The sequence below is a fragment of the Lentibacillus salicampi genome, assembly GCF_004565465.1.
Classification (GTDB): Bacteria; Bacillota; Bacilli; order Bacillales; family Amphibacillaceae; genus Lentibacillus; species Lentibacillus salicampi.
This window is the reverse complement of sequence record NZ_SRHY01000045.1, coordinates 1-24,946: the sequence shown is the minus strand read 5'-3', so window position 1 is coordinate 24,946 and position 24,946 is coordinate 1. Positions and strand designations below refer to the sequence as shown.

28 protein-coding genes are annotated in these 24,946 nt (G+C 41.2%); 4 read left to right on the top strand and 24 right to left on the bottom strand.

Annotation, left to right across the window (positions count from 1 at the left end; genetic code table 11):
- Positions 1 to 338 (top strand): transposase (locus E4U82_RS16765; RefSeq protein ID WP_167751470.1); only part of this gene is annotated, 338 nt, incomplete at its 5' end.
- A 552-nt stretch (positions 339 to 890) separates the two neighbouring features.
- Here E4U82_RS16765 and E4U82_RS16760 read toward each other — a convergent pair.
- From E4U82_RS16760 to cpaB, 16 genes are all read right to left on the bottom strand, one after another.
- Positions 891 to 2,216 (bottom strand): hypothetical protein, encoded by a 1,326-nt coding sequence (locus E4U82_RS16760; RefSeq protein WP_135111326.1) that lies wholly within the window; start codon positions 2,214 to 2,216, stop codon positions 891 to 893.
- Positions 2,217 to 2,388: 172 nt separating this feature from the next.
- Entirely contained in the window at positions 2,389 to 2,598 is a 210-nt protein-coding gene (locus E4U82_RS16755) for a hypothetical protein (protein ID WP_135111325.1), read from the bottom strand.
- 85 nt (positions 2,599 to 2,683) lie between these two features.
- Positions 2,684 to 3,139, bottom strand: coding sequence for a hypothetical protein (locus tag E4U82_RS16750; protein WP_135111324.1), 456 nt, complete (start codon positions 3,137 to 3,139; stop codon positions 2,684 to 2,686).
- Positions 3,140 to 3,163: 24 nt separating this feature from the next.
- Positions 3,164 to 3,835: a Tad domain-containing protein gene (locus tag E4U82_RS16745; RefSeq protein ID WP_135111323.1), complete on the bottom strand. Its 672-nt coding sequence runs from the start codon at positions 3,833 to 3,835 to the stop codon at positions 3,164 to 3,166.
- Positions 3,832 to 4,233 (bottom strand): TadE family protein, encoded by a 402-nt coding sequence (locus E4U82_RS16740; protein ID WP_135111322.1) that lies wholly within the window; start codon positions 4,231 to 4,233, stop codon positions 3,832 to 3,834. Before E4U82_RS16740 ends, E4U82_RS16745 begins: the two co-directional genes overlap by 4 nt.
- Before the next feature lie 101 nt (positions 4,234 to 4,334).
- Positions 4,335 to 4,841, bottom strand: a complete 507-nt coding sequence (locus E4U82_RS16735; RefSeq protein ID WP_135111321.1) for a hypothetical protein — start codon at positions 4,839 to 4,841, stop codon at positions 4,335 to 4,337.
- Positions 4,842 to 4,983: 142 nt separating this feature from the next.
- On the bottom strand, positions 4,984 to 5,700 hold the full coding sequence (locus E4U82_RS16730; protein ID WP_135111320.1) for a YciC family protein: 717 nt from the start codon (positions 5,698 to 5,700) through the stop codon (positions 4,984 to 4,986).
- Between the two features lie 11 nt (positions 5,701 to 5,711).
- Entirely contained in the window at positions 5,712 to 6,536 is an 825-nt protein-coding gene (locus E4U82_RS16725) for a hypothetical protein (RefSeq protein WP_135111319.1), read from the bottom strand.
- 148 nt (positions 6,537 to 6,684) lie between these two features.
- Positions 6,685 to 7,896, bottom strand: a complete 1,212-nt coding sequence (locus tag E4U82_RS20175) for a hypothetical protein (protein ID WP_135111318.1) — start codon at positions 7,894 to 7,896, stop codon at positions 6,685 to 6,687.
- A 594-nt stretch (positions 7,897 to 8,490) separates the two neighbouring features.
- Entirely contained in the window at positions 8,491 to 9,894 is a 1,404-nt protein-coding gene (locus E4U82_RS16715; RefSeq protein WP_167751469.1) for a VWA domain-containing protein, read from the bottom strand.
- A 44-nt stretch (positions 9,895 to 9,938) separates the two neighbouring features.
- On the bottom strand, positions 9,939 to 10,157 hold the full coding sequence (locus tag E4U82_RS16710; RefSeq protein ID WP_135111327.1) for a hypothetical protein: 219 nt from the start codon (positions 10,155 to 10,157) through the stop codon (positions 9,939 to 9,941).
- Positions 10,158 to 10,182: 25 nt separating this feature from the next.
- Positions 10,183 to 11,118 carry a type II secretion system F family protein gene (locus E4U82_RS16705; protein ID WP_135111316.1) on the bottom strand — a complete coding sequence of 312 codons (936 nt, stop codon included), beginning with the start codon at positions 11,116 to 11,118 and terminating at the stop codon, positions 10,183 to 10,185.
- Between the two features lie 3 nt (positions 11,119 to 11,121).
- Positions 11,122 to 12,051, bottom strand: a complete 930-nt coding sequence (locus E4U82_RS16700; RefSeq protein ID WP_135111315.1) for a type II secretion system F family protein — start codon at positions 12,049 to 12,051, stop codon at positions 11,122 to 11,124.
- Entirely contained in the window at positions 12,023 to 13,393 is a 1,371-nt protein-coding gene (locus tag E4U82_RS16695) for a TadA family conjugal transfer-associated ATPase (protein ID WP_135111314.1), read from the bottom strand. Before E4U82_RS16695 ends, E4U82_RS16700 begins: the two co-directional genes overlap by 29 nt.
- Before the next feature lie 21 nt (positions 13,394 to 13,414).
- Entirely contained in the window at positions 13,415 to 14,545 is a 1,131-nt protein-coding gene (locus E4U82_RS16690) for a CpaE/TadZ family protein (protein WP_135111313.1), read from the bottom strand.
- Positions 14,546 to 14,575: 30 nt separating this feature from the next.
- Positions 14,576 to 15,388 carry a Flp pilus assembly protein CpaB gene (cpaB, locus tag E4U82_RS16685; RefSeq protein ID WP_135111312.1) on the bottom strand — a complete coding sequence of 271 codons (813 nt, stop codon included), beginning with the start codon at positions 15,386 to 15,388 and terminating at the stop codon, positions 14,576 to 14,578.
- 346 nt (positions 15,389 to 15,734) lie between these two features.
- On the opposite strand from cpaB, the gene E4U82_RS16680 reads away from it, so the two are divergent.
- Positions 15,735 to 16,001: a hypothetical protein gene (locus tag E4U82_RS16680; RefSeq protein ID WP_135111311.1), complete on the top strand. Its 267-nt coding sequence runs from the start codon at positions 15,735 to 15,737 to the stop codon at positions 15,999 to 16,001.
- An 80-nt stretch (positions 16,002 to 16,081) separates the two neighbouring features.
- On the opposite strand, the gene E4U82_RS16675 is transcribed toward E4U82_RS16680, so the two are convergent.
- Complete coding sequence (locus tag E4U82_RS16675; protein ID WP_135111310.1) at positions 16,082 to 16,357, bottom strand: YutD family protein; 276 nt, start codon at positions 16,355 to 16,357, stop codon at positions 16,082 to 16,084.
- A 142-nt stretch (positions 16,358 to 16,499) separates the two neighbouring features.
- Between E4U82_RS16675 and E4U82_RS16670 the strand changes: the two genes are divergently transcribed.
- Together E4U82_RS16670 and E4U82_RS16665 are read left to right on the top strand one after the other, a co-directional pair.
- Entirely contained in the window at positions 16,500 to 17,075 is a 576-nt protein-coding gene (locus E4U82_RS16670; protein WP_135111309.1) for a YhcN/YlaJ family sporulation lipoprotein, read from the top strand.
- Positions 17,076 to 17,135: 60 nt separating this feature from the next.
- Entirely contained in the window at positions 17,136 to 18,098 is a 963-nt protein-coding gene (locus tag E4U82_RS16665; RefSeq protein ID WP_135111308.1) for a M23 family metallopeptidase, read from the top strand.
- A 248-nt stretch (positions 18,099 to 18,346) separates the two neighbouring features.
- On the opposite strand, the gene E4U82_RS16660 is transcribed toward E4U82_RS16665, so the two are convergent.
- The 7 genes from E4U82_RS16660 to E4U82_RS20030 form a co-directional block, all read right to left on the bottom strand.
- On the bottom strand, positions 18,347 to 18,454 hold the full coding sequence (locus E4U82_RS16660) for a methionine/alanine import family NSS transporter small subunit (RefSeq protein ID WP_135111307.1): 108 nt from the start codon (positions 18,452 to 18,454) through the stop codon (positions 18,347 to 18,349).
- 1 nt (position 18,455) lies between these two features.
- Positions 18,456 to 19,994 (bottom strand): sodium-dependent transporter, encoded by a 1,539-nt coding sequence (locus E4U82_RS16655; RefSeq protein WP_135111306.1) that lies wholly within the window; start codon positions 19,992 to 19,994, stop codon positions 18,456 to 18,458.
- Positions 19,995 to 20,209: 215 nt separating this feature from the next.
- Positions 20,210 to 21,007, bottom strand: a complete 798-nt coding sequence (gene yunB / locus E4U82_RS16650; RefSeq protein ID WP_135111305.1) for a sporulation protein YunB — start codon at positions 21,005 to 21,007, stop codon at positions 20,210 to 20,212.
- Positions 21,008 to 21,059: 52 nt separating this feature from the next.
- Positions 21,060 to 21,362, bottom strand: a complete 303-nt coding sequence (locus E4U82_RS16645; protein WP_135111304.1) for a YunC family protein — start codon at positions 21,360 to 21,362, stop codon at positions 21,060 to 21,062.
- Between the two features lie 69 nt (positions 21,363 to 21,431).
- Positions 21,432 to 22,832 carry a bifunctional metallophosphatase/5'-nucleotidase gene (locus E4U82_RS16640; RefSeq protein WP_135111303.1) on the bottom strand — a complete coding sequence of 467 codons (1,401 nt, stop codon included), beginning with the start codon at positions 22,830 to 22,832 and terminating at the stop codon, positions 21,432 to 21,434.
- 11 nt (positions 22,833 to 22,843) lie between these two features.
- On the bottom strand, positions 22,844 to 23,632 hold the full coding sequence (locus E4U82_RS16635; protein ID WP_135111302.1) for a sulfite exporter TauE/SafE family protein: 789 nt from the start codon (positions 23,630 to 23,632) through the stop codon (positions 22,844 to 22,846).
- A gap of 753 nt (positions 23,633 to 24,385) precedes the next feature.
- Positions 24,386 to 24,946, bottom strand: a 561-nt coding sequence (locus tag E4U82_RS20030; protein ID WP_167751468.1) for a DUF5412 family protein, incomplete at its 5' end; no start/stop codon positions are given.

Sequence of the window (24,946 nt, the reverse complement as noted above, 5' to 3'; positions counted from 1 at the left end):
AAACACTGAAATACACCAGCCCAAAAGAATGCAAGGACTGTCCTTTAGCCAATGAAGAACTATGCCAGAAAGTGTTCAAGATGAAAATTACCAAAGACCTCAGGCGATACACGGCGCCCGCTCGTGGCTCCAAAGCCTGGGAAGAGATCTATAAACGTCGCTCAGCAGTAGAACGTGTCAATGCATACTTAAAGGAATTTTTTCAACTGGACAATGTCCGTTATCGTAAGGGAAAACGCGCCAAGATCCACTTTGATATGGCAACACTTATTTACAATGCATCCAAATTAGCTGCAGATCGCATCAATGCACAGCTATATCAGTCTCAAGCTGCTTAGAGAATTTTAAAAAAATCCTTTTTTAAATTCTGAACTTCTGTGCTTTTTTAAAAAGAGCAATTATGAAATTGACTCATTTATAAAAAAATAATCATGTTTGTTTATTCGATAGGAACCCGGGTTTATCGTAAACGTTTCTAGGAATTTTTTATGTTTTTTTGCTTCTTTTTCAACTATTGGATCATCATATTTCACACAAATCACTCTCTTAACATTATTGAATTTAGGTTAACAGAAATGAGCCAAAGCTCATTTCCGTTAACTAAATATACCCGTTACAGCATCCCCGCTTAAACTTTGATGCCCCTCAAAGGGTCTACTCCACCAATGATCATGACGCCACCCGCAACTCTTGCACCTGGTACAGGGGCTGCAGTAGCCACAACGCCGGCGTTCATTAAAGTCTCTCATAAATTTCCCCCTGCTTCAGCAGCTGCAGCCACTTGCATCACTACAGATCACACATCAGAAGCATCTTGCTTTGCATCATGCAGTCCGTTAACATAAGCATAATACAAAAAGCAAACCACCGGCACCTCTAATTGGAAAAAATCAAATCGTTAATCCCTGCTCATCATCGTCAGTATTTTCCACTTCCACGTTCTTCAGGTATTCAAGCCATTTTTCCTTATGATTATCAACCATAGGCACATCGTCCTTGGTAACATAGTGCAGATACCAAATGCCGTTTTCACCAAGAAAGACTCTTTGAAGTTCATGCTGATCATCATATCCCTCTGTGTCGGTAACCATAAGTTCAAGAATCGTTTCTTCTTCACTTTCCTGCATAAAGTTCACGTTTATATCGCCGTCTCCGCTTTTCACTGTATCTTCCACATTTTTCATAACTTCCTTTGCATAAGCATCTGCAGTAGGAAAAACTGTGGATTGATATGAATAAAATGAAACTGTAGCCAATTCTGTCCAATTTTGAACGGTCTCACCATTATGCACAAATTCAAACATAATATTGCTTTCCGCAAGATTGCTGTAGCCAACCTCCCAGCCTTTTTCTTCTTTTAAAAATGGCAGTTTAATATTCATGAGCATTGATTTTTCCTGCTCGTCAGGTTTTTGATCTATTTGGCCTTCTGTCTCCGCCTCTTCATTTTTGTTATCTTTCTCCACACCAAGATATTCATCCCGTGTATCTGTAATCAGAGTGGAGACCCTTCTTTTTTCATAATTCAAGGCCTCTTTTGCGCTTATATATAATTTCTGATTGAAGCTTTTCAGTTGCTCCCGTCGTTCCTCAAAATAATCGGTTAACTCAACACGCTCATCATAAGTAATGATGTCGTTATCATTCAACAAATCCCCGACATCCATGAATCTCGAGTATTCTTCATTTATGGCATCAAGAAATGAACTCTTAATGTCTGCAAGTTCCCTATACTTACCTAAAAGTCCTTCATTAAGCTCAATGCCGGAATTGGCTGCCCATGTATTCGTTTGGATATCTTTGAACACTTTCGAGTCCTTCTCCGCTCTCATTTCCTCCAGTTTTTCGACCATTTTGGGAAAATCAATGTATTCGACCTGGTAATTATCATATGATTTAACATTTTCATCATATATTTGCGAAAAGTAATAGACTGTTGCAGCATAGGCTTCTTGAACTGATAAATCGTCATATTCCGGCTGAATCGTATCACTGAAATGGGATTCCAGTGAATTGGCTTCTGCAAACAGCCCCTCCCCTTGCTCGACCATCACTTCAGGATCTGACGGTGCTTCAGGAATATCGTTTGTTTCCTGACTTTCCGCAGACTCTTCTTCAGTTTCAGGATTATTTTCATTGCTGGAAGAACTTCCGCTGCATCCGGATACGACCAGTAACAATATGGCAAAGCCCAATAAACATCTCATTTTTTTCAAAGTGTACGTCACCTCCGATAAGGATAGAATATGCTTAAAAGTGCAACCGCCCTAAAATAGATTATGATAATTGATGAATAGAGTCATTTTGTCGTGGACTACAGTTGCACTTTTTTCACATTATTAGTGAACTACAAAAAAGAGAAGGCATCAACCATACCCCTCCTGGGTTTTAAACAGTGTCTTTGCCTTCTTTCTCCCTTATCGATTTTAAATGAGTTTTTCGCCCTAAAGGAATGCCTATCCCGACTACTATAGCCGTTAGCGGAAATCCGCCAGCGCCTGTCAGCCACTCAAATACTGTTATCGGCACGTAAATGGCAAAGATAAAAATCATTAAATAAAAATATAACCTTCTCCACCGTTTTTCGGATTTAGACATCTTCTCCTCTCCTCTCAAATGGTTGGGGTTAACCTTCTTCTTCTTCCAGTTCCAAATTATGTTCGTCCGCTAAATCTTCCATTTTTTAATCGGCCTTTTGTGCCTTTTCACCAGCTTCCATATATTTTTCATCGGCTTCCATAATTACCTCATTTGCTTCTTCTTCACTAATGGACTGGTTGACTGTTTTCTCCAGCACATCGAATTTCATTTGAAACGCTTCATACCAGGTATCCACCTGATCAGCCCTTAATGAATGATATTCTTTCACAACATCTGACTCAGGTTCCTGTGAATCCATGTAATCCTTTATGTCATTGACAAGCGGCATTAATTCATTTTCCTGTACGTTAAGTGCTTCTTCAAAAGATGCTGAACTAAGTGATTTTTCATTGAGTGTATCGATCTCCATAAGTTCACCGTTCACATTTTCCACATAACCGTTATGATAGTCCACCAGCTCCTCTGCCTCCGCGGAAGCGCAGGCAGTCAACAACATTACTGTGATTAAAGTGATAAATAGCTTCATTTTCCGGCCCATTAAACCAATCCTTTCTTGAATAAATCAATCAAGTGAGGTCACTGAATTGCCATCCCACACAATAGCCAGGAAATCAATTTTTGGCCCTGCCGATTCCTGATAGACATTTTCCTTTATGCCTTCCATATAGCCATCAAACGAGACAGATTCAAGTTTATTGGCCGCCCGCACATAAAAACGGTCATCCTTTATGGTTAATTCAGCCCCTTCCAGTACACCATCATTGGCAACTATTGCATTTTTGGTTGTATTAATAACCTCTGATTCAATATCCTCATCCCCCAGCAGCTCAATCAGCTTACTCCTCACTTTATCTTTATTAAGTTCTTCTGATAAAACCTGATCAAACGCTTCCAGTTCAATCTCATTCACTGTCCAATCAACATAATTGCCTGAGCCTGATAATTCAGAGGCTCTATCGTCAACCATTTCTTCAATATCTTCAAAAAACGCCTGAACCGCACCTTCCAGTGTATCATCCTCATATTCATATATCACACGGCGGACTTCCTCATACAGGACGCTTGATGCAGCCATGCTTGCCTGCTGGGCAGTCGTCCCTGACTGTTCCTTTGTAGCCAGTGCTCCACCGAGATTCACAACAAAAATCAGCAGGATCATAATGATGCTTAACATGCCAAGTACGAATAATGCAATATTGCCGTCCTCATTTTGAAGTTGTTTTTTGAACGTCATTCAATCACCCTGCTGCTGGCTGTAGCCGAATATGGGATAGAAGGTATCGTATACCCGAATAGTTCACTCGGTAAAAAGACCATTCGTATATTCACGTTCGCTTCAGCGGTAAATTCTTTACTGCCTAAGTTAGATCCTGTGACACCCCGGTTTTGCAAATAATCACCTGTTGTTGAAAGAATTTTATTAGCTGCCTGGCTTGCCTCACCCGCATTCTGGGTAATTGAATACACTTTGGCGTATTCATTTGCTGCTGATTGTGTGACCATCACACCATTAATCCCAACAATGAATTGCCAGATAATCATCATTAATAAAAGAGCTAAGGGCAGAATTCCGATAAATTCAATTGTGGCTGAACCATCTTCATTTTCAAACTTTTTTTTCAATAATTTCATAGCGTCAACAACTCCTGCGCATCGAAATAATTAACAGTTCCACTTGACTTATTTATCTTACACTGTATTAATCTAAAGCAGGGTATCTCAAATTCTCTATCTTATGATTCCTCACCTTCCAGTACTATGTCGTGTTCATTAGCCATTTCCACTAGTCTTTCATCAGCTACTACCGCATTTTCCTGTGCTTCCATAAATTTCTCATCTGATTGTTGGACTAGTTGATTGATTTCTTGCTCATCCGCCATTTCTGCTGCTTTTTCGACTGCCTCGGTTCGAATTTCCATTCCTTCATTCCATGTGTTCAATTGTTCTAACCGCAATTCATGCAATTCTTTTACTACCTCTGTTTCAGGCTCCATCTCATTAACGAGATTCATGATGTCATTTGCGACCGGAATGATGTTTTCAGTATGGTATTCTAATGCTTCTTCGGGAGATGCTATCGTTGCAAACTCTTCTAATGCCGCATCCAAATGGTCTGCTTTGGGATTCACTGATTCTACATAAGTATTGTGATACTCAAGCAGTTCATCTGCTTCAGCAGAACTGCAGGCAACAAGTCCTAGCACGGCTGTTAAAATCACCAACAAAAAAAGTCTTCTCATCTTTTAATTCCCTTCCTCTATAAATGCTATTGAAAAATGGTTATTCCCCAAAATGGTATACCGCCTAAACCTGGTAACTATTCCAATATAATAGTCGAAGCAAAAGTCCCATACATCCTTTAAGTTAAGCTCTATTTATTCATTAGGAAGTTGCCTCTTCATCATTCAGATCTAATATTTCTTGTGCTTCCCGCCATTTCAGCACACTTGATGTTATATAAATAATAACAAATGGAAAAATTAATAAATTCAATGTCATTTGCGTAAGAATTTGAGCTGCAAAAGAATCCGTAATCGTAAATAACCAGCCGGTGACAAAAACACCAAAGATAGCTTCAATCGTTCCGGAAATAACAATAATCAGGAAAATCTTGAAGAAATGTTTCTTCCCGATCCGAAAGCCTTCTTTATAAGCTTTCCATACGGATTTTTCGTCAAAAACGCTGATATAAGGGATTGGGAAAACCAATGTCAGCAATACCAACCCCGGTAATACAAACAGCATAAACCCAATAGCTGATAAAATTGAAACCAAAACAGCAAATAAAAACACGGTGAAGCTGCTCACAAGAAACTGGAAAATTGCGTTTCCTAAGCTATGATCCCGGCCTGTGTATTCATTATAGACAAACCGGATATATGGTATCTGTGCAAATAAATAGAAGAGAATCGTTAGTTGGCCATAATAGATATCGGCGAAAGAATACACAGGATCCAGGCTTGGCGTTATAGCGTAGATGTAATTGGTAGTAAAGGAATGGAGCATCAATAAAGGTAATGTAGTGGTTAACATCAACACTAATATTTTTTCGAACTTTCCTGTATATAACTGCCATGTGTAACGTAATGGATTTGTCATTTTAAACTCCTCTATTTCGGATAGCGTAATAGTACATCTTTTATTTCACGAACCCGCACGTCCAAGCCTTCTCTGTAATTTGTCATCAGCATGTCATAAATCTCTGATTCACTTCTATGACTAACATTCCAATTATGTGTTAATGAATCAAGCGAATCTTTTAGCTGTTGTTCTGCAGCTTCACTGGTCATTCCTTTGAGAAGTTTATGATCCACTTTAAAGTGCTTAATTCGTGAATCATTGCGCTTTTCATAAATTACATCAAAGTCTCTACAATTTTCATAGCGATCTTTAAATTGCTTATATTGAATCAGACTACCTGTAATGACGTAGTGCAATGCTTTTTCAACGTCTCCATCCGTGAAAAAACCTCTTTCTTCAACATTGTTATCCAAAGCTTTCGCGTCGTGCCACAGCTGGATTATCTCATACTGCAGATCGATCATGGATTGTATAATGTTAAGTGAGCGCTTATAGACAGCGTGATTCCAACCATCCAACACACCTGATTCAACAATGGCTTTAAGGTAATCCCGGATTTCCTCCCAAACCGAATAATCTAGTTGTGCCCGGTGCGAACCACTTTCAATTAGATTATTTATGCTGATTGTATAGTAGATATGGGGTTTGACTGATTGCAGTGCTTCACCATCATCATTTGAATCAAGTGATATGATTGCATTGGCTTTCACTTGATTACTTAACTTCCCGTTGTAATTAACCAGATAATAAGAGTTACCATTTATTTTGTAAGATGCAGCATTAATCGCTGTATTCTCTAACCACTTTTGGTGTTTTTTTCCCAGTTTGAATAATGCTTTTTCTCTTTTATTCATTAAAATCCCCTTACATTTAAACTATTATTATTCATGAAATCCAAAATCAGAAAATAAAAGAGTAGTTAAACAGAATAGAGCAGGGCCTCTATTCTGTTTTATCAGTGAATTGCTTAGTCAAGGTTTAACAGAAACCACGCTGATGTATTTAAGAAAACCAGCCTTTTACAGTATCCCATCCTTTTTTCACAGTATCTTTTGCCTTATTCCATCCCTTTTTAATTTTTTCTGTATTATTGGCAATCAGCTGTGTACCTTTAGAGACCGCATAAATACCGGCACCTGCTACTGCCAGCCCTGCACCAACTGCCTGACCTCCAGGGATAGAAGCGGCAACCCCTCCGGCACTCATAACCGTTTCACCAAGATTGACACCAATTTCTGCACCAGCACTCACCTTTTCGGATCCGGATGCATCACTCTGAAGTGTTTGAGAGAAATCCGCAATACTGGAACCCGTCTTGTAAGCTGAAACGCCTGCATTCAAGGCGGAAGTCACACCGTTAAACTTGGACAGGGCGCTCATGTTATTCCAGGTGCTGGATACCTTGGAGATATCCATATTTTTACCAAGCTGAGCGCTTGAATCCTTTATCATTGACCAGTGTTGACTTATTTTTGATGTCTTAGATATTTGATTAGCTTTGTTTGTTGTTTGAGTTGCTGTAGAATCAAAATTAGTATTTTCTCGTAAGTTTTCCAGATTTTTATATTTATCATAACCCTCTTTCGACTTACTTGCTATGTCATAGGCGTCAAAAGCATCATGATCGCCAACCTGTAACTTAACACTATTTACCAATAAGTCACTTGCAAATAAACTGGAACTTATTGGTGAAAAGCCATCGTTCAAACCGTCATTTATAAAGTTTGCGGATCCTAGGGTTATGTCATTAACAACAAGGTCAGCAGCTTTATATCCATCAGTGTCATAAAAACGTTCCGGCTGTGTGAACGAACCTGGATCAGATGGATTACCGTTCGTTCCGTTACCATTCGTGCCATTTCCATCAGTTCCCTGGCCATTTGTTCCGTTACCATTTGTGCCATTTCCGTCAGTTCCCTGGCCATTTGTTCCGTTGCCATTCGTGCCATTTCCGTCAGTTCCCTGGCCGTTTGTTCCGTTGCCATTCGTGCCATTTCCGTCAGTTCCCTGGCCGTTTGTTCCGTTGCCATTCGTGCCATTCCCGTTCGTTCCCTGGCCGTTCGTGCCGTTGCCATCGAAACCATCTACCGACCAGCCCTCGGACTGCCAGCCTTCCATATACCATGGGATGCTCGACCAATCACTTGAAGGAGAGGATTCAGTTCCTTCACCTTCCCAACTGTCTCCGCTCCACGTTTCACCTTGCCACTCCAAATTGGAACCATCCCACGGGTCCCCACTCCAGGACTCACCTTCCCATGATTCACCCGTCCACGAGCTGACAGCGTGAACAGTTGGAGTTAGTACCGGAAAAAAAGCTATTAACAAAACGGCAGTTAGTAATATGCTTTTCTTCAACCATTTGCCAATCTTCATCACCGCCTCTGAAATTGTCAAATTACATCTGATGCTATTTCTATGTTTGTTATATGTTCGCTTTGTTTCCTTCCAGGTATGTTTCTTCTTGGAGCTCTCCTCTTCAAATCTCTTTGGGGTTAACTTACTGTTCGAACAGTAAATCTGAAACATTACAGGAAACATCATTTAACTAATTAAAGTCTTTGTACAGAAAGACTTTAATTAGTCATAATTTTAAACACTTAATGTGAATCAGCCAAGATTTATAGTGCTTATTCAGCTTTCAAATTCCTAATGTAATTTTTTGAAGATAAGTAAGTATGCTCAATACTACTTGCCACTTATTCAGGTCATTTATGTTTTTCAGCGTCAGTTAAATAACCAATAACAATAATTTGCTTAGGAAGTAGTTCAGACAGTAATTAAGCTGCCTTTCATTATAGTTGGGTACTATTCCTCTGATTGTTTGTTGTATTTTTCTTCGATGGCTTGTTTCGCCTCTTTAAAGTTAGCATCCCTGAGCTCCTCAAGGTCTATTTCTAACTGATCAACACTGCTATTAATATCTTCCGTTACCGGATCTAGTCTACTTTTCAGTTCTTTTTTTTGTTCATATGTTAAAATCCCAACATTTTGAGCAACATCAGCCAAACTGTGAAAATGGTTTTTTATTGACGTTGTTGTAGTGGACCATACGTTATGCATTTCCATAATATCAGTGTTACTGTCAACCTCTTTGGATTCCAGATCTTCCATAGCATCGTTTTTCCATTTATTCCACGCATTCAATACTTCTTCGGCACGGTCAAATTCTTTTTGCAATTCTTCTTCATTTTTAGCAGATGTAAAAATGCCACCCGATACCTCAGCCATTTCTTCAAGTTGTTTTTGTGCTTCAGCATCGGTTTGGAAACCAATAATATTGATGATTGGTTGCGCATTTGAATCAGAAAGAGACTTTGCCACTTTAACCGGATCACCGTCACAGGTTTCGATGCCATCGCTTACGACATATATCAAATTTGTGTTGTTTTCCGAATCAAACTCTTTTAAAGCTTCTTGAGATTGCTTCAAAGCATCAGCAAGTGGTGTCCAGCCCTTAGGCTGAAATTGATCCAATGCATCCTGGAATTTTCCTTCATCAAAGGAATCAAAGCCATATACCTGTTCAATAGCACTACAGGACATCTCTTTATCGCTATCGGAGCCGGTTCCCTTGTGGCCATATACTCTCAGGGAAACATTCGCCTCCTCAGGAATTTCTGACAGGAAACTGTTGATGGAATTCTTGGCGACATCCATTCTCGTACCATTTCCTGCGGTATTTGCCATACTGCCACTGGAGTCCAAAATGATTTCTATGTTGTAATTTTCCTTAAAATGAAACTTCGCATCAGGCAAATCAGGGTCCCCAAAGGAAGCAAACTCCCATTTTTTAATGATATCTTCTGGATTCGGATAGTCCTCTGCCACAAGCCAATACATATAACGTGAATATTTTTCGTACTCTTCATCATCAGGATTTTCACTCATTGGGCCCAACTTATCCAAATTATCTTTGACTTCATCTTCCATTTCATATATATCTTTTGCATTAGCTAGTGGTCCCGGGGGCTGATTTGCAAGCCCTTCTATATCAGTTGGAATAGATTGGATTTCAGAAAGAGTAATTTGCTCAGTTTCTTTTTCATTATTTTCTACTTTAGAGTCATCTTGATTTTTTGTATCGATTTCTTCTTCCTTCTGTTGCACATCCTTTTCAACGTTTGTTTTATCTTTATCGTTTTGATCACAGGCCGTTACAAAGAAACAAATTGATATTGTTACCAAGAACACTATACATTTCTTACACATATTGGGAATTCTCCTTACAATCATCTAATATTACCCTCTATTTCTCATCCTCCCGATCCGCCTGCAATTTCATCAATCAAATCTTTCATTTTGGTTAAAACTTTTTTCCCAATACTTGTATCATTACTAAAGGCTGTTGAAATCACACCTACCATTATGACAATGACAGCCGCAATTCCAATCCATTCCAATGTCTGCGAACCTCTTTCATCCCGTTTGAACTCTGCAAACTTATTTAAAGTTTTTGCATAAATTTCATTCATAAATTTCACTTTCGATTCCTCCATTTTAAAAAAGATTTAAGATACTGTTCTCACCCACCAGCATATTCATGATCATCAAACCGGCAATCATCAATATAGATACGGGCGCAATCAAAAACGTTGTAACCAATGTAACCTTCGGCGAAGCTTTTGCTGCCAATTCCTTTACCTGCTCCTGACGAATTTCCCGCAATTCCTCTGCTTGGATTTGAAACGTTTTTGCTATCGGTATTCCGAGATCCATCCCTTGTATCAACGCCTTAATGAGTGACTGGAACTCCTCGTTATCATTACGCTTAAGAAGTTCACGATAGGCTTTTTCACGGGGAACCCCAAGATCAATTTCCTGATTGAAACGTGAAAACTCCTCACGGATGGGACCATCGAAATATCGAATCACCTCCCTTAAAGCTTTATCAAGGCTAACACCAGCCTGCAAGCTGGTACTTACAGTGTCCATAAAATCAGGCAATTCAGCTCTGATTTGCTGCTGTCTTTTCTTGACCTCCCTTCTGATCAGTACAATCGGTATGAAATAACCTATTACCGGATTTAACACAAGCATGTACTGCGAGAATGGAAGTCCCATAATAATCGCCAGTATTCCGGTGAAAAAACCAACTATAAATAAAAATATTTTCAAACCCTGAAATCGGGACACTGTCAGTTTCAACGGATTCCCTGATTTTCTGAGCCATTCTTCCACCATGTGGTTTTCACTGAAAAAGTTTATCCGCTGACCCAGATCGGTAAAATCATCCGCATACTTCGTCACACGACTGAATATTTGAGCACGTCTGTTTTTCTTCTTTTCTTTCTTTTCAAACGGATCAACATGGGTAACATCTGAAACGTGCCCCAATACATATCGCTTGTCACTTAAAAAGGACCAGAAATGTTTTAGGAATAACAATATACAAAACCAAAAAGCGATAATCGACAAAATGATTAATGCATCCATAAGCTACACCTTTATGTTTGTAATTTTACGTATTAAAAAGAATGACAATATAATGGCCGCCAGAAACACAACCAAAATGACTAACCCAAAACCGGACCATAATGGATCAATGAACCCATCAATCACATTATTCATAACCAGCAGCAAAAATACCGGTAATGCAGGTACGATAAACGAAATGTACTTTTCTTCAGACGTCATTGTTTTAATGGTTTGATTGAGCACTCTTCTTTCTTCAAACGTATTGGCCATTGTATCAAGTGTCAAGGCCAGGTTGCCGCCTGTTTGTTTCTGAATAAGTAATGTTGCAATGAACAAGTTGAAATCACGTGATGTATTGCGTTTTTGCACTGCGCGAAAAGCGGTTTCCAGGTTGACTCCTAATTTCAATTCATTAGAGATTCGCTTAAACTCATTCCCGGCTGGTGCAGCTGCTTCACGGGCAACAATGTCGATTCCCTGATTGATCGTCAAACCGGATCTTGCCGCATTACCCAGGATCCTGCAAATTTCACTCAATTGATCATTAAAGCGTAGCTCATAACTGTTTTTCCGGAAATAGAATAATAGATAATTAGCTACAAATAACAATATTATCGGTAAAACCGTACTCAACAATAGCGGCATTCCAAAAATCGAATAAAACATGATAAACAATACCATAAATCCTACAATTAAAATTCCAAGATATTCTGAAGGAAGCAACTTCAAATTAGCATTATGCAGCTTGTTCCTTAGTTTTTCCGAAGACTCTCTCTCATCAAATTTGTCCCCCCACTTACTGATAACACTTTTACGTTCTTCTTCCGGAAACCATTCCTTTACTTTTTGCTTCCATTCTTTCTTCTGTGATCTGTATCCAAGGAAAAAATAGATACATAGGAGAAAGAATAAAACGCCTAAGCTATATAGTATAGACACTGTCAGATTCATAGCTTTTCTCCTCCCTTGGTCTGAACAACGCTTTATTAAAGGTAATACCAAAGACCTCCAAGTGTTCCAAACATTTTGGCACGATGCCTGTTGCCGTAAAGTATCCCTTTACATTACCTTCACCATCAACACCCGTACGCTGGAACCGGAATATATCTCTTACTTCAATGTTATTGTCGCCCGTTTTTTCCACTTCAGATATGTTTGTAATTTTACGGGTTCCATCCGTTAAGCGCTGTACCTGCACAATATAATCGAGAGCACCGGCAATATAATCGCGAATAACGTGTGTCGGTAAATCCATCCCTGCCATCACAACCATTCCCTCAACACGGTTAATTGCATCAAACGGTGTGTTAGCGTGAACGGTTGTCAGCGAACCTTCATGCCCTGTGTTCATCGCCTGCAGCATATCAAATGCTTCTGAACCGCGGACCTCCCCGACAATAATCCGATCCGGTCTCATACGGAGTGAGTTTTTCACTAAATTCCTGATGGTGACTTCACCACTGCCTTCAACGTTAGGCGGCCGTGCTTCCATGCCAACAACATTCGGCCGGTCGAACTTCAGCTCTGCTGAGTCCTCAATTGTGACAACTCGTTCACCATTGGGAATTGACTTGGCAAGTGCATTCAGCAAAGTTGTTTTACCACTGCCGGTACCGCCGGATATAAGCAGGCTTAATTTCGTTTGCACAAGTGCTTGCATAAACCTGGACATCTCATTTGTAAATGTGTCAAGGTCCTGTAAGTCATCCATTACAAATGGCGTCTTACGGAATTTCCTGATTGAAAGGAGCGTTCCGCCAAGGCTGATTGGTTCGATCACGGCGTTGACACGGCTCCCGTCGGGCAATCTGGCATCGACCATCGGTGAGCTTTCGTCAATTCGTCTTCCCAGCGGTGCAACGACCCTGTCAACAATATGCCTGACATGTGCTTCATCCTTAAATGAAACATTCACCCTTTCAAGTCGGCCTTTTTTTTCGACGTATACTTCTTTCGGATTGTTTACAAGTATCTCTGTAATTGAGTCGTCTTTTAACAAAGGTTCCAAAGGCCCAAAACCAACACTTTCATCAATCAGCATCGACAGCATGCGTTCTTTATCCTGTCGCGGAATAACCACTTTTTCTTCAGACATGAACTGATTGATGAAACGTTCAATCCTCAAACGTTTATCAGAAGAACCCAAACTTGTTATCTGCTCCAGGTTAACCTCAGTGAGGAGTCTGGATTTATAGTGTTCCACGAGCTCATCCAGATAGCCGGAATTGGATATAAATCCAGTATCTATGTCATCTTCTGATTGTGCTCTTGGATTTTTTTGAAACAGCGACATGATACCACCACCATATGATTATTATTTCAGCATCGAGTGAACCCACTTATGTATATCTTTGGAAAACGGCGGAAGCTTTTTTTCCGCAGGTTTTTTCCTTAATGGATCACCCTGATTAATGTATGCCTGAACATTCTTAATATCCTTTCTAATTTCCGATGCTACCGGATACGTTGAAAAACGTTCCAAATCCTTTTTGGTCAGTTCATTGTCTTTTCCTTTAAAATTAAGAACAAATTCAAATCGGTCCTGTGTGATGACACCCAGACGCTGAAACAGATTTTCCACGTTTTTCAGGACACGGATGGCTACTGTATCAAGATTCATCACATAATAAATACGGTTGGCTTCTTCCAAAACAGCCAAGGTTCGTTCATCCATCCATACCGGTAAATCGACGACAATGAAATCATAATGCCGTTTACTGGCCCTTAAGAGCTTTACAATAAAATCTTCCGTTATCTTTTCCGCGAGTTCGGCATCTCTGGGGCTTACAAGCACATTCAGATCCGAATGCTGTTCCTTTTCCGAAACATTGCGAATATGGTGTTCACCAAGTTCCTCCATAACCGGAAGCAAATCAATGATAGAACGCGTACTGTCAATTCCCAGAAAGGTCTCAGCCCCCCCATAATGAAGATTCAAGTCTATAAATAAAACTTTTCCAGTTGATTCAAGTTTAAGCGTTTGTGCAAATGTTGTACTGATCAGGGATTTTCCTGTTCCCCCGCCCCCGCTGTAAAAAGCGAAAATCTGTCCGCCTCCCCGTTTAAAACCGGATTCCGGCTCATTTGCACTTCTCAGACCGACATCTGCAGCCATGACTTCCAAGCGTTCCATGAAAATAAGCTCTTCACCCGGAAGCACATAAAAATCAGTGATACCCAGCTGGTTAAGGCTTCTAAGCAGGCTGAAATTTTCTTCACCACTCACACAGATAATTGACGAGTTAGGATGCTCGGATAAGGCCAATTGAGCATCATCTACAGCTGTTTCGCCATTATTTATGATTAAGATTAACTGTGCATTTGACTTTTTCAAATCAGCGGAAGCAAGAAAGTGAAGCTGAAAATATTCGCTTAATTGTTCCTCTATTACCGCTGTCAGTTCTTCATTATCCCCTATGACATATATATCATTTACTTTACTCATACGGTTCCTCCAACAACATATCTGTTAATTTTAATTATCATCATCATTATCTTTCTTATCTTTCTTATCATTTTTATCATCATTATCTTTATCTTCATTGTTATTGTTGTCATCGTTTGATTCCTCAGATTCTTCTTCATTATTGGAATCATTATTCGTTTCGTCGTTATTTTCATCAGCAGTGTTTTCTGTCTGACCGCTTTCCTCCGATCCCTGTTTCTGCTGTTCTTCTTCGGCCACATTGGCTTTAACAAGGCGTAAACTGTCTGCATAATTCTGCATATGTATTAATTTCGAAACACTTTCATATGGAATTTCCAGCTGAACCCCCGCAAAATCACCATCCTCATTATTAGCTGTTCTGGCAACCTTCACATCCTCCATAAATACTTCCGTAACCGGATCGTCTTCAAACGTATGGGAAACAATAATGTCGACACGATCCAATGCTGTCAATTCCTCATCAAACGACACCTTCTCCGATTTAAATACTGAAACTAATCGATTGTTAGCTTCTGTAACTGCTGACGCATCTTTCAAAATGTTATCGGTTATAATATCACCTGCTGACAAAGGTACAACGGAAACCTTATTCATCAGTTCTTCAACATCCGTTATGTGTTCATCGCGCAGATACTGCTGAGGTATTTCGTCTGTTGTGACATCATCAGGTGTGATGACTTCCCTTGATGAAACTTCCCTGTCTGCCGTATAAACTGTCACGATAGTCCCAAGATCGGTATTAATTGCCTGAACTTTTTTTAAAACAAGAAATCCGGATACTGCAGCCAATATTATGGCCAATGAAAAAAATATAATTGCTCTCCGTTTCGATTCCAGCATTTAATGCGAACCCTCTTTCCTTATCAAATAGTACAATAACAAATAATTTCTTCAGTTATTATCACATAGAAAAAAGATATGTCAAACGTGTGACAGGTATCACGACTTTCTTCACAGTATAGTTACCCCATAATGAGTCGTTCGAAACGGAAAAATCATCAAATTTTATAGGCTATTAGACTCATTTATTCGGCAAATATCAGGCGTATATGAATGCTTCATAGTCATAAAGGCTCATTTTTGGAAAATATTCTCATTTAGGCTGAATTCAGTCTAAATTTACATCTTTTGGTATCATAAACATACCAAAATAGGAAATAATATCGATGAAGAAAGGGTGATACCATTGGCGAAAAACGGTAAAAATCAATATAGTGATTTTTCGAATGTTCGGAATCAGCACAACCTGATTCCTGAAGAATTTCCGGAGGGGCCGTTTGGTTCGGAGGTTCACGATGAAAAATTGGAAGGCAGCAAATCGACGCCTTGGCAGGATGGGCAGAGGCGGGAAAGTGCATTTGTTTATCCGGATAAGGGACTGCATGATGACCTACCGAGACAAACGCCCGGCGCACACCCGATTCATGATGAACCAGGTGACCCGGAAGATTAGAAAAACCCGCATTCACTCGTTCATCACTTATCCTTCTGACGTTATAAAAAAGAGCAGCAGGCTGAATCAGCTAGCTGCTCCTATTTGTCCACTTTTTTCATAATAAAGTAGGCACAACCGAAATTGCAATACTCGTAAAGATAATCATCCAGTGTGCTGATTTTTGTATCAAAACCGGCTTTGGGATTCTGATCATCATAAAAGCCTTTGAGTCTAAGCTGATCATAGCCCCAGTCACCGACAATAAAATCATATTTTGACAAAATATCGGAAAATCGTTCCTTTAAACGTTCTTCATGAAACCCGTTTTTTTCATTTTCGATGATGTCATATGTCTTTCCATGTAACTCAATCACCAGATTCACCTCATTTGCATATCCTCAGTTTATCATAATCCGGAGGCGATCAACCAATATTTTGAGAAAATTTTGCTGTATGAATTTTACCGAATACAGCAAACTAAGATGGAATGAAATTTTGTGTAAAAGGAGATCAGTCATGAACAGAACAATCATATTCCCACTAGTGTTGTTGATGGGTATTGTGCTTGCAGGGTGCGGTAATGATAACGCAGCGGACGATGAGCGTCCACAAGCTGACGAGCGCGATCAGATGGTGAAAGAACTCGATCCCGAGCAGGAAACGACACCATCCAACCCATCCGGTGACAGTAAGCTTGGATACGTGCATTACACAAAAGAGCAAATTAATAATGAAACGGAAGCAGAACACAGCGTCAATATTGACCGGACGAGCCTGGCAAATATGATCACGAGACTCACTTTGCGGAATGATGGCTTTCGTGAGACCGCAACACTTGTAACTGATGAGAATGCGCTTATTGCATATGATAAAGAAGATGATATGGAACAGAAAAGAGCGGCAGAGATTGCCAGGAAGACGGCCGTATCCGTTTTGCCCGGATATTTTGATGTGTATGTATCCGATAACGAGACGCTGATGCAGGACATTCAAAGTTTGCATAATTCCAACGTCCAGGATCATGACCACGACAATACAATTAACCAGATTATCAAGGAAATGAAAAAATCCCCACAGGGAACGAACGAATAACCATCAGGACTAACGATTCTGTTTCGTTAGTCCTATTCGTCACTGAAGGAGGTGTGCTGAATGCTGAGAAAAATGACCTTCCTATTGTCCGTATTATGTTTGACCGCTATCATGGCGTGTCCCGTTCAGGCTGCTGAAGAAGAACAGGAACTGCACGAAAAGCGGATGCTATTATACAAAAAAACGGAAACCTTAACACAAATCCCTTGGTACTATATTGCTGCCATTGACCAGTATGAACGAAACAGCTCAGAAGAAGATAAAGACGACCAGCTTGTGTCCATCGACATCCGGGATGAAACATGGTATGGTCCAGGAAATAGTTCGTTGATTCAAGATGAAACGTTCATCGATTTTTTTCAGGGAAAAGGCAAGGACGGCAATGGAGATCATAAAGCCGATCCGGACAATCCAGAAGATGTGCTCTACACCATGGCATCCATTCTGCTGGAATATGGTCCTTCCCGTGATGAAGTGAAAATTGCCCTCTGGAATTATTATAAGCGGGATTTAACCGTCCAAACGATCATGAATACGGCTAAGGTTTTTCAGCAATTCAAACAGCTTGATTTGACAGACCGGGATTTTCCGCTCGATACGAACTACAATTACAGCACCAACAATAATTATGGTGACCGCCGCGGATTTGGCGGGTTAAGAATACACGAAGGTTCGGATATATTTGCGGATCACGGCACACCGGTGAAGTCAACCACATATGGTGTCATCGAATTGAAAGGCTGGAACCTGTACGGCGGCTGGCGGCTGGGCATCCGTGATATCAATAATGTTTATCACTACTATGCCCATATGAGTGGTTATCGTGATGACGTTGAAGTCGGACAGGTCGTCAAGCCGGGTGACATTCTCGGCAAAGTGGGATCAACCGGCTATGGACCGCCCGGCACTTCAGGAAAATTCCCCCCTCATTTGCATTATGGCTTGTACCAGGACAACGGTTACAGTGAGTGGTCGTTCAATCCGTATCCTTATTTGCAACGATGGGAAAGGATGTCGGAATAAGATCGTTCAGAGAGCGGGGAATCAGCGGGGCTCCCGATTCTATCAGCGGTGATGTACCCTTTATCGGCGGTGGTCCTCCTTCTATCGGCGGTGATCTCCGGTTTATCAGCGTTTTCGGCCGCTTCAATGCGTTTATCGGTGCACTCCGACTTTTACCCAGAAACAAAGAGCCTCTGGCGCGAGTGGCAAAGGCTCTTTGTTATTCATCTGCCGCTTCTTTTTACATTAACGGCATATCCATTGTGGAATTATTTCCTGTCTGCACCTTTTTTCACAGCGTTCGTTATGCTTGCTGCCAATCCTCCCCAAATAATCAGCATGGAGATGATCATAAACGTAATAGCTCCTCCAGTCATACTATTTCGCCTCCCCGGTATTCTGTGTCTCGTTTTCATTCACGGCTCTGGATTCTTTCCATTTAAACAGTGCCATAATAATACCGACTACCAAGGCACCGCCGGCAACGAACCAGCCGCCATACAAAATAAAGGCATCCGGATAACCTTCATAGTTCCCATTTTCCGTATCAAACAATTTCAGCAGGTTGGTTCTGAACAGATCATACATGGTATATCCCAGCACAACCGGTGTGATAAGACCAAGGCTGATGGTCCACCAGCCGCCGAGTCTGATGTCGGAAATGCCATTCGCATGTTCCTTGAATTCGCCAAGTTTGCGCAACACCCAGGCAACCAGCACAACCTCAACCAGGCCGACAAATGCAACACCGAATTGGTTAATAAAGTAATCTGCGGCATCCAGGAAGTTCAATCCGCCCCGGGTCGCAAATATCAATGAAACTAACGCGGCAAACCCGCCTCCGAATACAACAGCTTTATGACGGGAAATGTTGAATTTATCAGCCAATCCTGCCACATACGTTTCGATAATCGATATGAGGGACGACAACCCTGCCAGCACGAGTGAAGCGAAAAACAGGAATCCGAATAATTCATTAAGTGCCGGGAATTCGTTAATAATCGCCGGAAATACCATAAATGCCAAACCGACGCCTCCTGCAACAACATCTTCAACCGCAACACCCTGTTGTACAGCCATGAATCCTAATACCGAAAAGACTCCGATACCACAAAGCAGTTCAAAACTGGAATTACCAAAGCCAACGATAAATGCATTATTGGTTATGTCCGATTTTTTCGGTAAATAACTGGAATACGTAATCATAATAGCGAATGCAATCGACATACTAAAAAATATCTGGCCGTATGCCGCTACCCATACCTGACCGTCCCAAATGGAACTGAAATCCGGTGTAAAGAACGCATTTAGGCCTTCAAATGCTCCAGGCAGTGTGACGGCCCGGATGACGATAATCAGAAAAACAACGATCAGTGCCGGGATAAAAATTCGATTTGCCATTTCGATACCCTTTTTCACACCCCGGTAAAGTACACCTAAAACAATCAGCCAAACAACGATTAATGGTATAAGTACGCCAGGAACAAAGCCGCCAAATTCACCGGCTGCAGCTGTTTGTAAATAGTCGCCTGTCAAAAAAGCTTCCGGATCCGACCCCCAATTCAAATTAAACGAGAAGATCGAATACATAATTGCCCAGGCAACGATGACTGCATAGTAGGTCGAAATGACGAAAGCGACCAGAACGCCCCACCAACCGATCCATTCCGTCTTTCTATTCATCCGCTTATACGTTAACGGTGCTGAGCCTTTATACTTATGGCCCATGGTGAATTCCATAATCAAAATAGGAATCCCTGCTGTCAACAGCGCAACCAAGTATGGCACCATAAACGCTCCCCCACCGTTTTCAAACGCTGTTGCCGGGAAACGCCAAATGTTACCCAATCCGACTGCAGAACCCGCTGCTGCCAAAATAAATCCTGCCCTTGTTCCCCATTGTGAACGGGTTTCCATTCCAAAACTCCCCCTTAGTAGTGCCTGTGCTGACTACTGCAAATTTTAGAGTCCAGCAAGGCAATTTTAATTTTTCAGATATTTACGTCTATAGTATACCGGTACTTTTCGACTATGTCAAAGAATCGTGGTAATTTTTGCTCTTATCTGTCAAGGGTTCGCCGCTGATCCTGCCAACTTTCGTCCGTAAAAGTTTTTCTTCCAAATAAGGATCATTATTCTTCTTGTTCCTCTTTTGTAATGTCATCCTTAGGAACTGCAATTGAAGAGCCGTCACCGCCACCCCAAAATTCAGGGATATCACCCATTAGCGCACCACCGTCGATATATATTTCAGTTGAGACAGTTTTCACGTCCGTTGAAAATGGGATCACGATTTGCACATCAGCTTCAACCTTCACATACAGCGAAACCCACGACCCATTCAATCCAAGTGGTTCTTCTTCCCGCTTAATATTGGTTCGGACATTGCCAACAATTTCAAAATTGACGGGAATTTTGGGTCCGAGATTTGCCAAAATGGAATTGCCTGTCGCCTGACCGATCGGAATCTCAATAACTGTCGGATCTTTTTCAGGAAGATTTTCGGTTGTATCTTCAAATTCCTCGGGCTCAAACAATGAGTTTTCATAATCAGGCGGTTCACCCGAATTCATGTAACGAAAATACTCCTCAACCCTGTCTGTCGCCACACGGTTTATTTCACTGATGACTGACGAGTTCCAGTTGTAAGTGGCTACGTTTCCCTCTTCATTATATGTAATATTCAACAGCTCATCATAGCTGTAATTTTCAGCAAACCTGACGGCTGTATTGATACCGCGCGTTGCAAATTCAGTTGTTTTTGTTTCGGCTATATCCATCAGTGTCGGTTTCAGCCCTTTATCAATAATAACGATACTAAAAATAATCATTAAGACAAATACGACCAGCGTAATCCCCAAAATGTTTTGCATTGGAGGTGGTGATTTCGATACTTTTCTTTTGCGGAATACCATGTGTTTCCTTCGCATAAGAAACCCCCTTAACACACCATATGCTTGTATTAAGGGGGTTAGAATCGTTTCATGCTATTTTCAGTAAGGCATCTTTCCCTGTCATACCTGCTTCCCAACCGTATGCCATGGATGCATCGGTGATTTTTTCGAGCGGCGCATGCAACAGCTCATCAATCGTTTTAACACCTTTTGCGCGTCCGGCGATCACCTTTCTGTCTGCCAGGACATGATTCAGTACATCGACATCCAGTGCACCGCACATAATATAGCCGACTTCATTCGAGATGACCAGCAAATTCGTTTTGGGCAGTTCCACTGTTACAGCAGTATAATGCATGCCTTCAACTTCCAATGGATTCACTGTAATCACTTTTGTCCATGCCTCCTTCACACCATGTATACGGTATGGTATGCAGAATGGAGGCACCATGTCACAAACCTAGAAACCAGCGAACTTGTGGCGCAATGTGTATGCCAGCAGATCCCTTAGAAATTCCGGGAGAAAATAGTGTTTCACTGCGGATTTAGCGACTTCCGGAAGCAGCCGGCCGAATGTAAATGTGTCAGCCGTAGCTACTTTAAACACTTGATCCGGATCAAGCGGTTCGCCATTGAAGCGGATAGCCCCCACATATTCACTGCCGTCTTCTCTTTGTACGGTATCCACTTCAAGTCCGGCGTAAATCATTTTACCGAGAACTTCCCCGCGGAAGCCAAATCCATTCAGCTTTAACTCCGTAAGCTCCCTGGTCACAGAAGCACGGATAACTTCTGTCAGTTCGTCACCGTCGAGTTCCACGACACACGGATTGATCGGGTGCGGACAGATACGGTGAATATCCTTATAAGTGATCTGGCCTGCTGGAATCTGATCCAATAAAACGCCGGCATTCAATATGGCAACGTCCGCTGTTGTCCATTCCAGTAACGTGTCTGTCAGTTTTTGCATGATGGCGGTATGCTGAAACCATTTAACATCGATCGCACTTTTAAGCTCAGCAACCGTTTGACCGAGTAATGCATCTGCTTTTTCCGTTAAGTCATGTAGCGACTGTACAGTGCTTAAATCTTTCGCCATATGTGTCATATCATAAACGGAAGCCTCTTTACCGGCAAGCTGTTTCTGGTCATGATCCCACGTTAATACCACTTCCCCTGCGAATGCACAATGTTTTCCTGCAGCCGTAATGATGGTATTGTGGACGTTTTCTTCTTTTCTTAGTAAATGATGCGTATGTCCGCCGATAATCACATCAATGTCATCAAAGCGGCGGGCAATTTCCTGATCTTCACTGATTCCCAAATGCGACATCAAAACAATGATATCCGCTGTTTCCTTCAGCTTGCCAATATGTTTTTCCAGTGTCTGAAACGGCGCTGATATATGCCAGTCAAGCAGTTCGTAAAAGGCATTAAACGGAGCGGTCAGCCCGATCACACCGATTCTTACACCACTGTCCGACTGGATATGTACGGTCGAATGCAGCCAATCCGGTTCGGTATCCGTCAGGCTGTGCAGATTAGCACAAGCTACCTGAAAATCGGCATCATCATACAAATGATGAAGATCTTCGTGTGCCATCGTAATCCCTTCATTATTCCCGATGGTGGCGAGATCGTATCCAACATCATTCATCAGCTCAACGTTTGCCTTCCCCATAAACGCCTCTGCAATTGGATGGACCCGGTCAACATGATCGCCGATGTCAACCAGCCAGCATGCGTGACCCTCAGCCAGCCGCTCTTCTTTGGCGCCCTTTAAAAACCCTGCAACCTGTGGCCAATTGTCAAAATGACTGTGCAAATCATTGGTATAATAAAAATAAAGCTTCTCCTGCATTGACATGCTCCTTACATGAATCCCTCAATAATCAACCTGATCCCAACAATAACCAGCATCAACCGTAGTATCCATTCCAATAAACTACTTTTCATCAACTGATTGACTTTAGCTCCAAGTGTTCCGCCAACCCACGCGCCAATAACGAAAAAGCCCGCGTATTCCCAGACGATATGGCCTAAAGCAATATGTGTCCCCGCGCTCATAATACTGATAAATAAAATTACAAACATCGAGGTGGCTGCAGCCGTATGAACAGATAAACCAAAAAGGAATATCATGGCCGGAACAATCATTGCGCCGCCGCCAGTGCCAAACAGGCCTGATATAGCCCCGATGATCAGGGAAATGATAAATACGGACAAGACAGGTGTTTTCCGTGACACGTTATCATCTGTCCGTTTATCCCGTTTGACCAAAAAGAGAAACGACATCACAATCATCAGGACACCAAAATACAGCGAAAAATCCTCAGAGCTGATAAACTGATTCAGCCATGACCCCAAAATGCCACCCGGAATGCTGCCGGTTAAAAACAGCAATCCTATTTTTATATGGATCCGTTTGCTTCTGTAAAAAGCAAGTGTCGATGAGAACGCTGTGAACACCATCGTGATTAGGGAAATACCGACAATCACCTGCGGGGTTGCCCATGCAAATGCATCCGAATATTGATACATAAGCAGCATTGCCGGAATCAGTATGACACCGCCGCCCATACCAACAAGGCTCCCGGCAAACGAGGCGGCCAGTCCAATGATGACACAAATAAAATAAATCAATAAAAACCCTTTCATCATAGCCATCTGTATCCATATTAGCATGAATCAGGCTGAATTTGTATTTATACAGGTTGTTCAAAAAGACCGTGCGATGCTGTCGTTTTCGTGCTCATGTTTGCGGGGTTCCGGCTCATGTTTCGGCTTACCCTGAAGTAATTTTGCCCACGGTCCGAAACGGCCCCTGGAATCGGTCAAAACGTCAGAGAGAGGGCATCTCTCGTCCGAAACGGCCCCTGGAATCGGTCAAAACGTCAGAGAGAGGGCATCTCTCGTCCGAAACACCCCATGGAAGCGGTCAAAACGTCAGAGAGAAGGCATCTCTCGTCCTGGTGCAGACCCCCCCGATTGCCACTCGCGGCCGGGTCCTTTTTATCCACTTTTTTGAAGCACTTATAAAAGCCCCTCCTACTACTATTATCGAAACGAAATTGAAAATGGGGGCATGAAATCGAAAAAAACGTTTTACTTTAGGATGCCCCTTTTCCGGATCCGGATACGATTATAGTAGTGAAAGAGACACGAAAAAAGCCCGCCGAAGCGAGCTCTCTGATTTCTGCATTTCCATTTAACCTATCGAACCTTCCATTTCCATCTTTAATAGTGAAGGTTCCACCTTTTTCGTACAACAACAACTTGACTTGGTTTTATAAATCTTATTTCTCTTGCAAATGCTTTACTGCAAAGTTGATAATGGTTGACAATCACCATTCATACAAGGAAAATTAGTATATTTCATTTATCCAATACCAAGTGATTATAATTATTAAATCATTAATTCTTTAGAAATGCTTCCCCATTTTTTACATTTAATTCATGGTTATTTATCGATAAAATATAGTTATTTACCCATTCGGTCTCAATAGTTTTCACACGATCTTCTATATAAATTCTTTTTTTAAACCAAAGAGGTCCATTTAGTTCTCCAATTATTCCATAGGAAGAACCTGCACCACCATCAAACTTAAATAAATCAATTTTGTAATTGTTATCTGGAGATTCTGTGCTTGATTGATATTCTTTATCCATTGAAAATAGCTGGGTGAAAATCATTGCAAAAAAAAGAACGATTAATAAAATTAGTGATAAAATAACCGTAAACCAACTCCTTATTTTAGAAGGAAGATTATTATTACTTCTAAAACCTAGGATTCCTAATATAAATGTAGTAAAAGTCAGTAATATAATAATATAGATATTAGGTATAATGTCCGCAGTCTTATTCTTTGTCGACTTCATGGCCAGTGGCAGTGGCATGGCTGCGCACTGGCAGTCATAGACAATGCCACTGGCAATAAGTTTGGTCAGTGTATTGTCGTTACCACCCCAAGTATT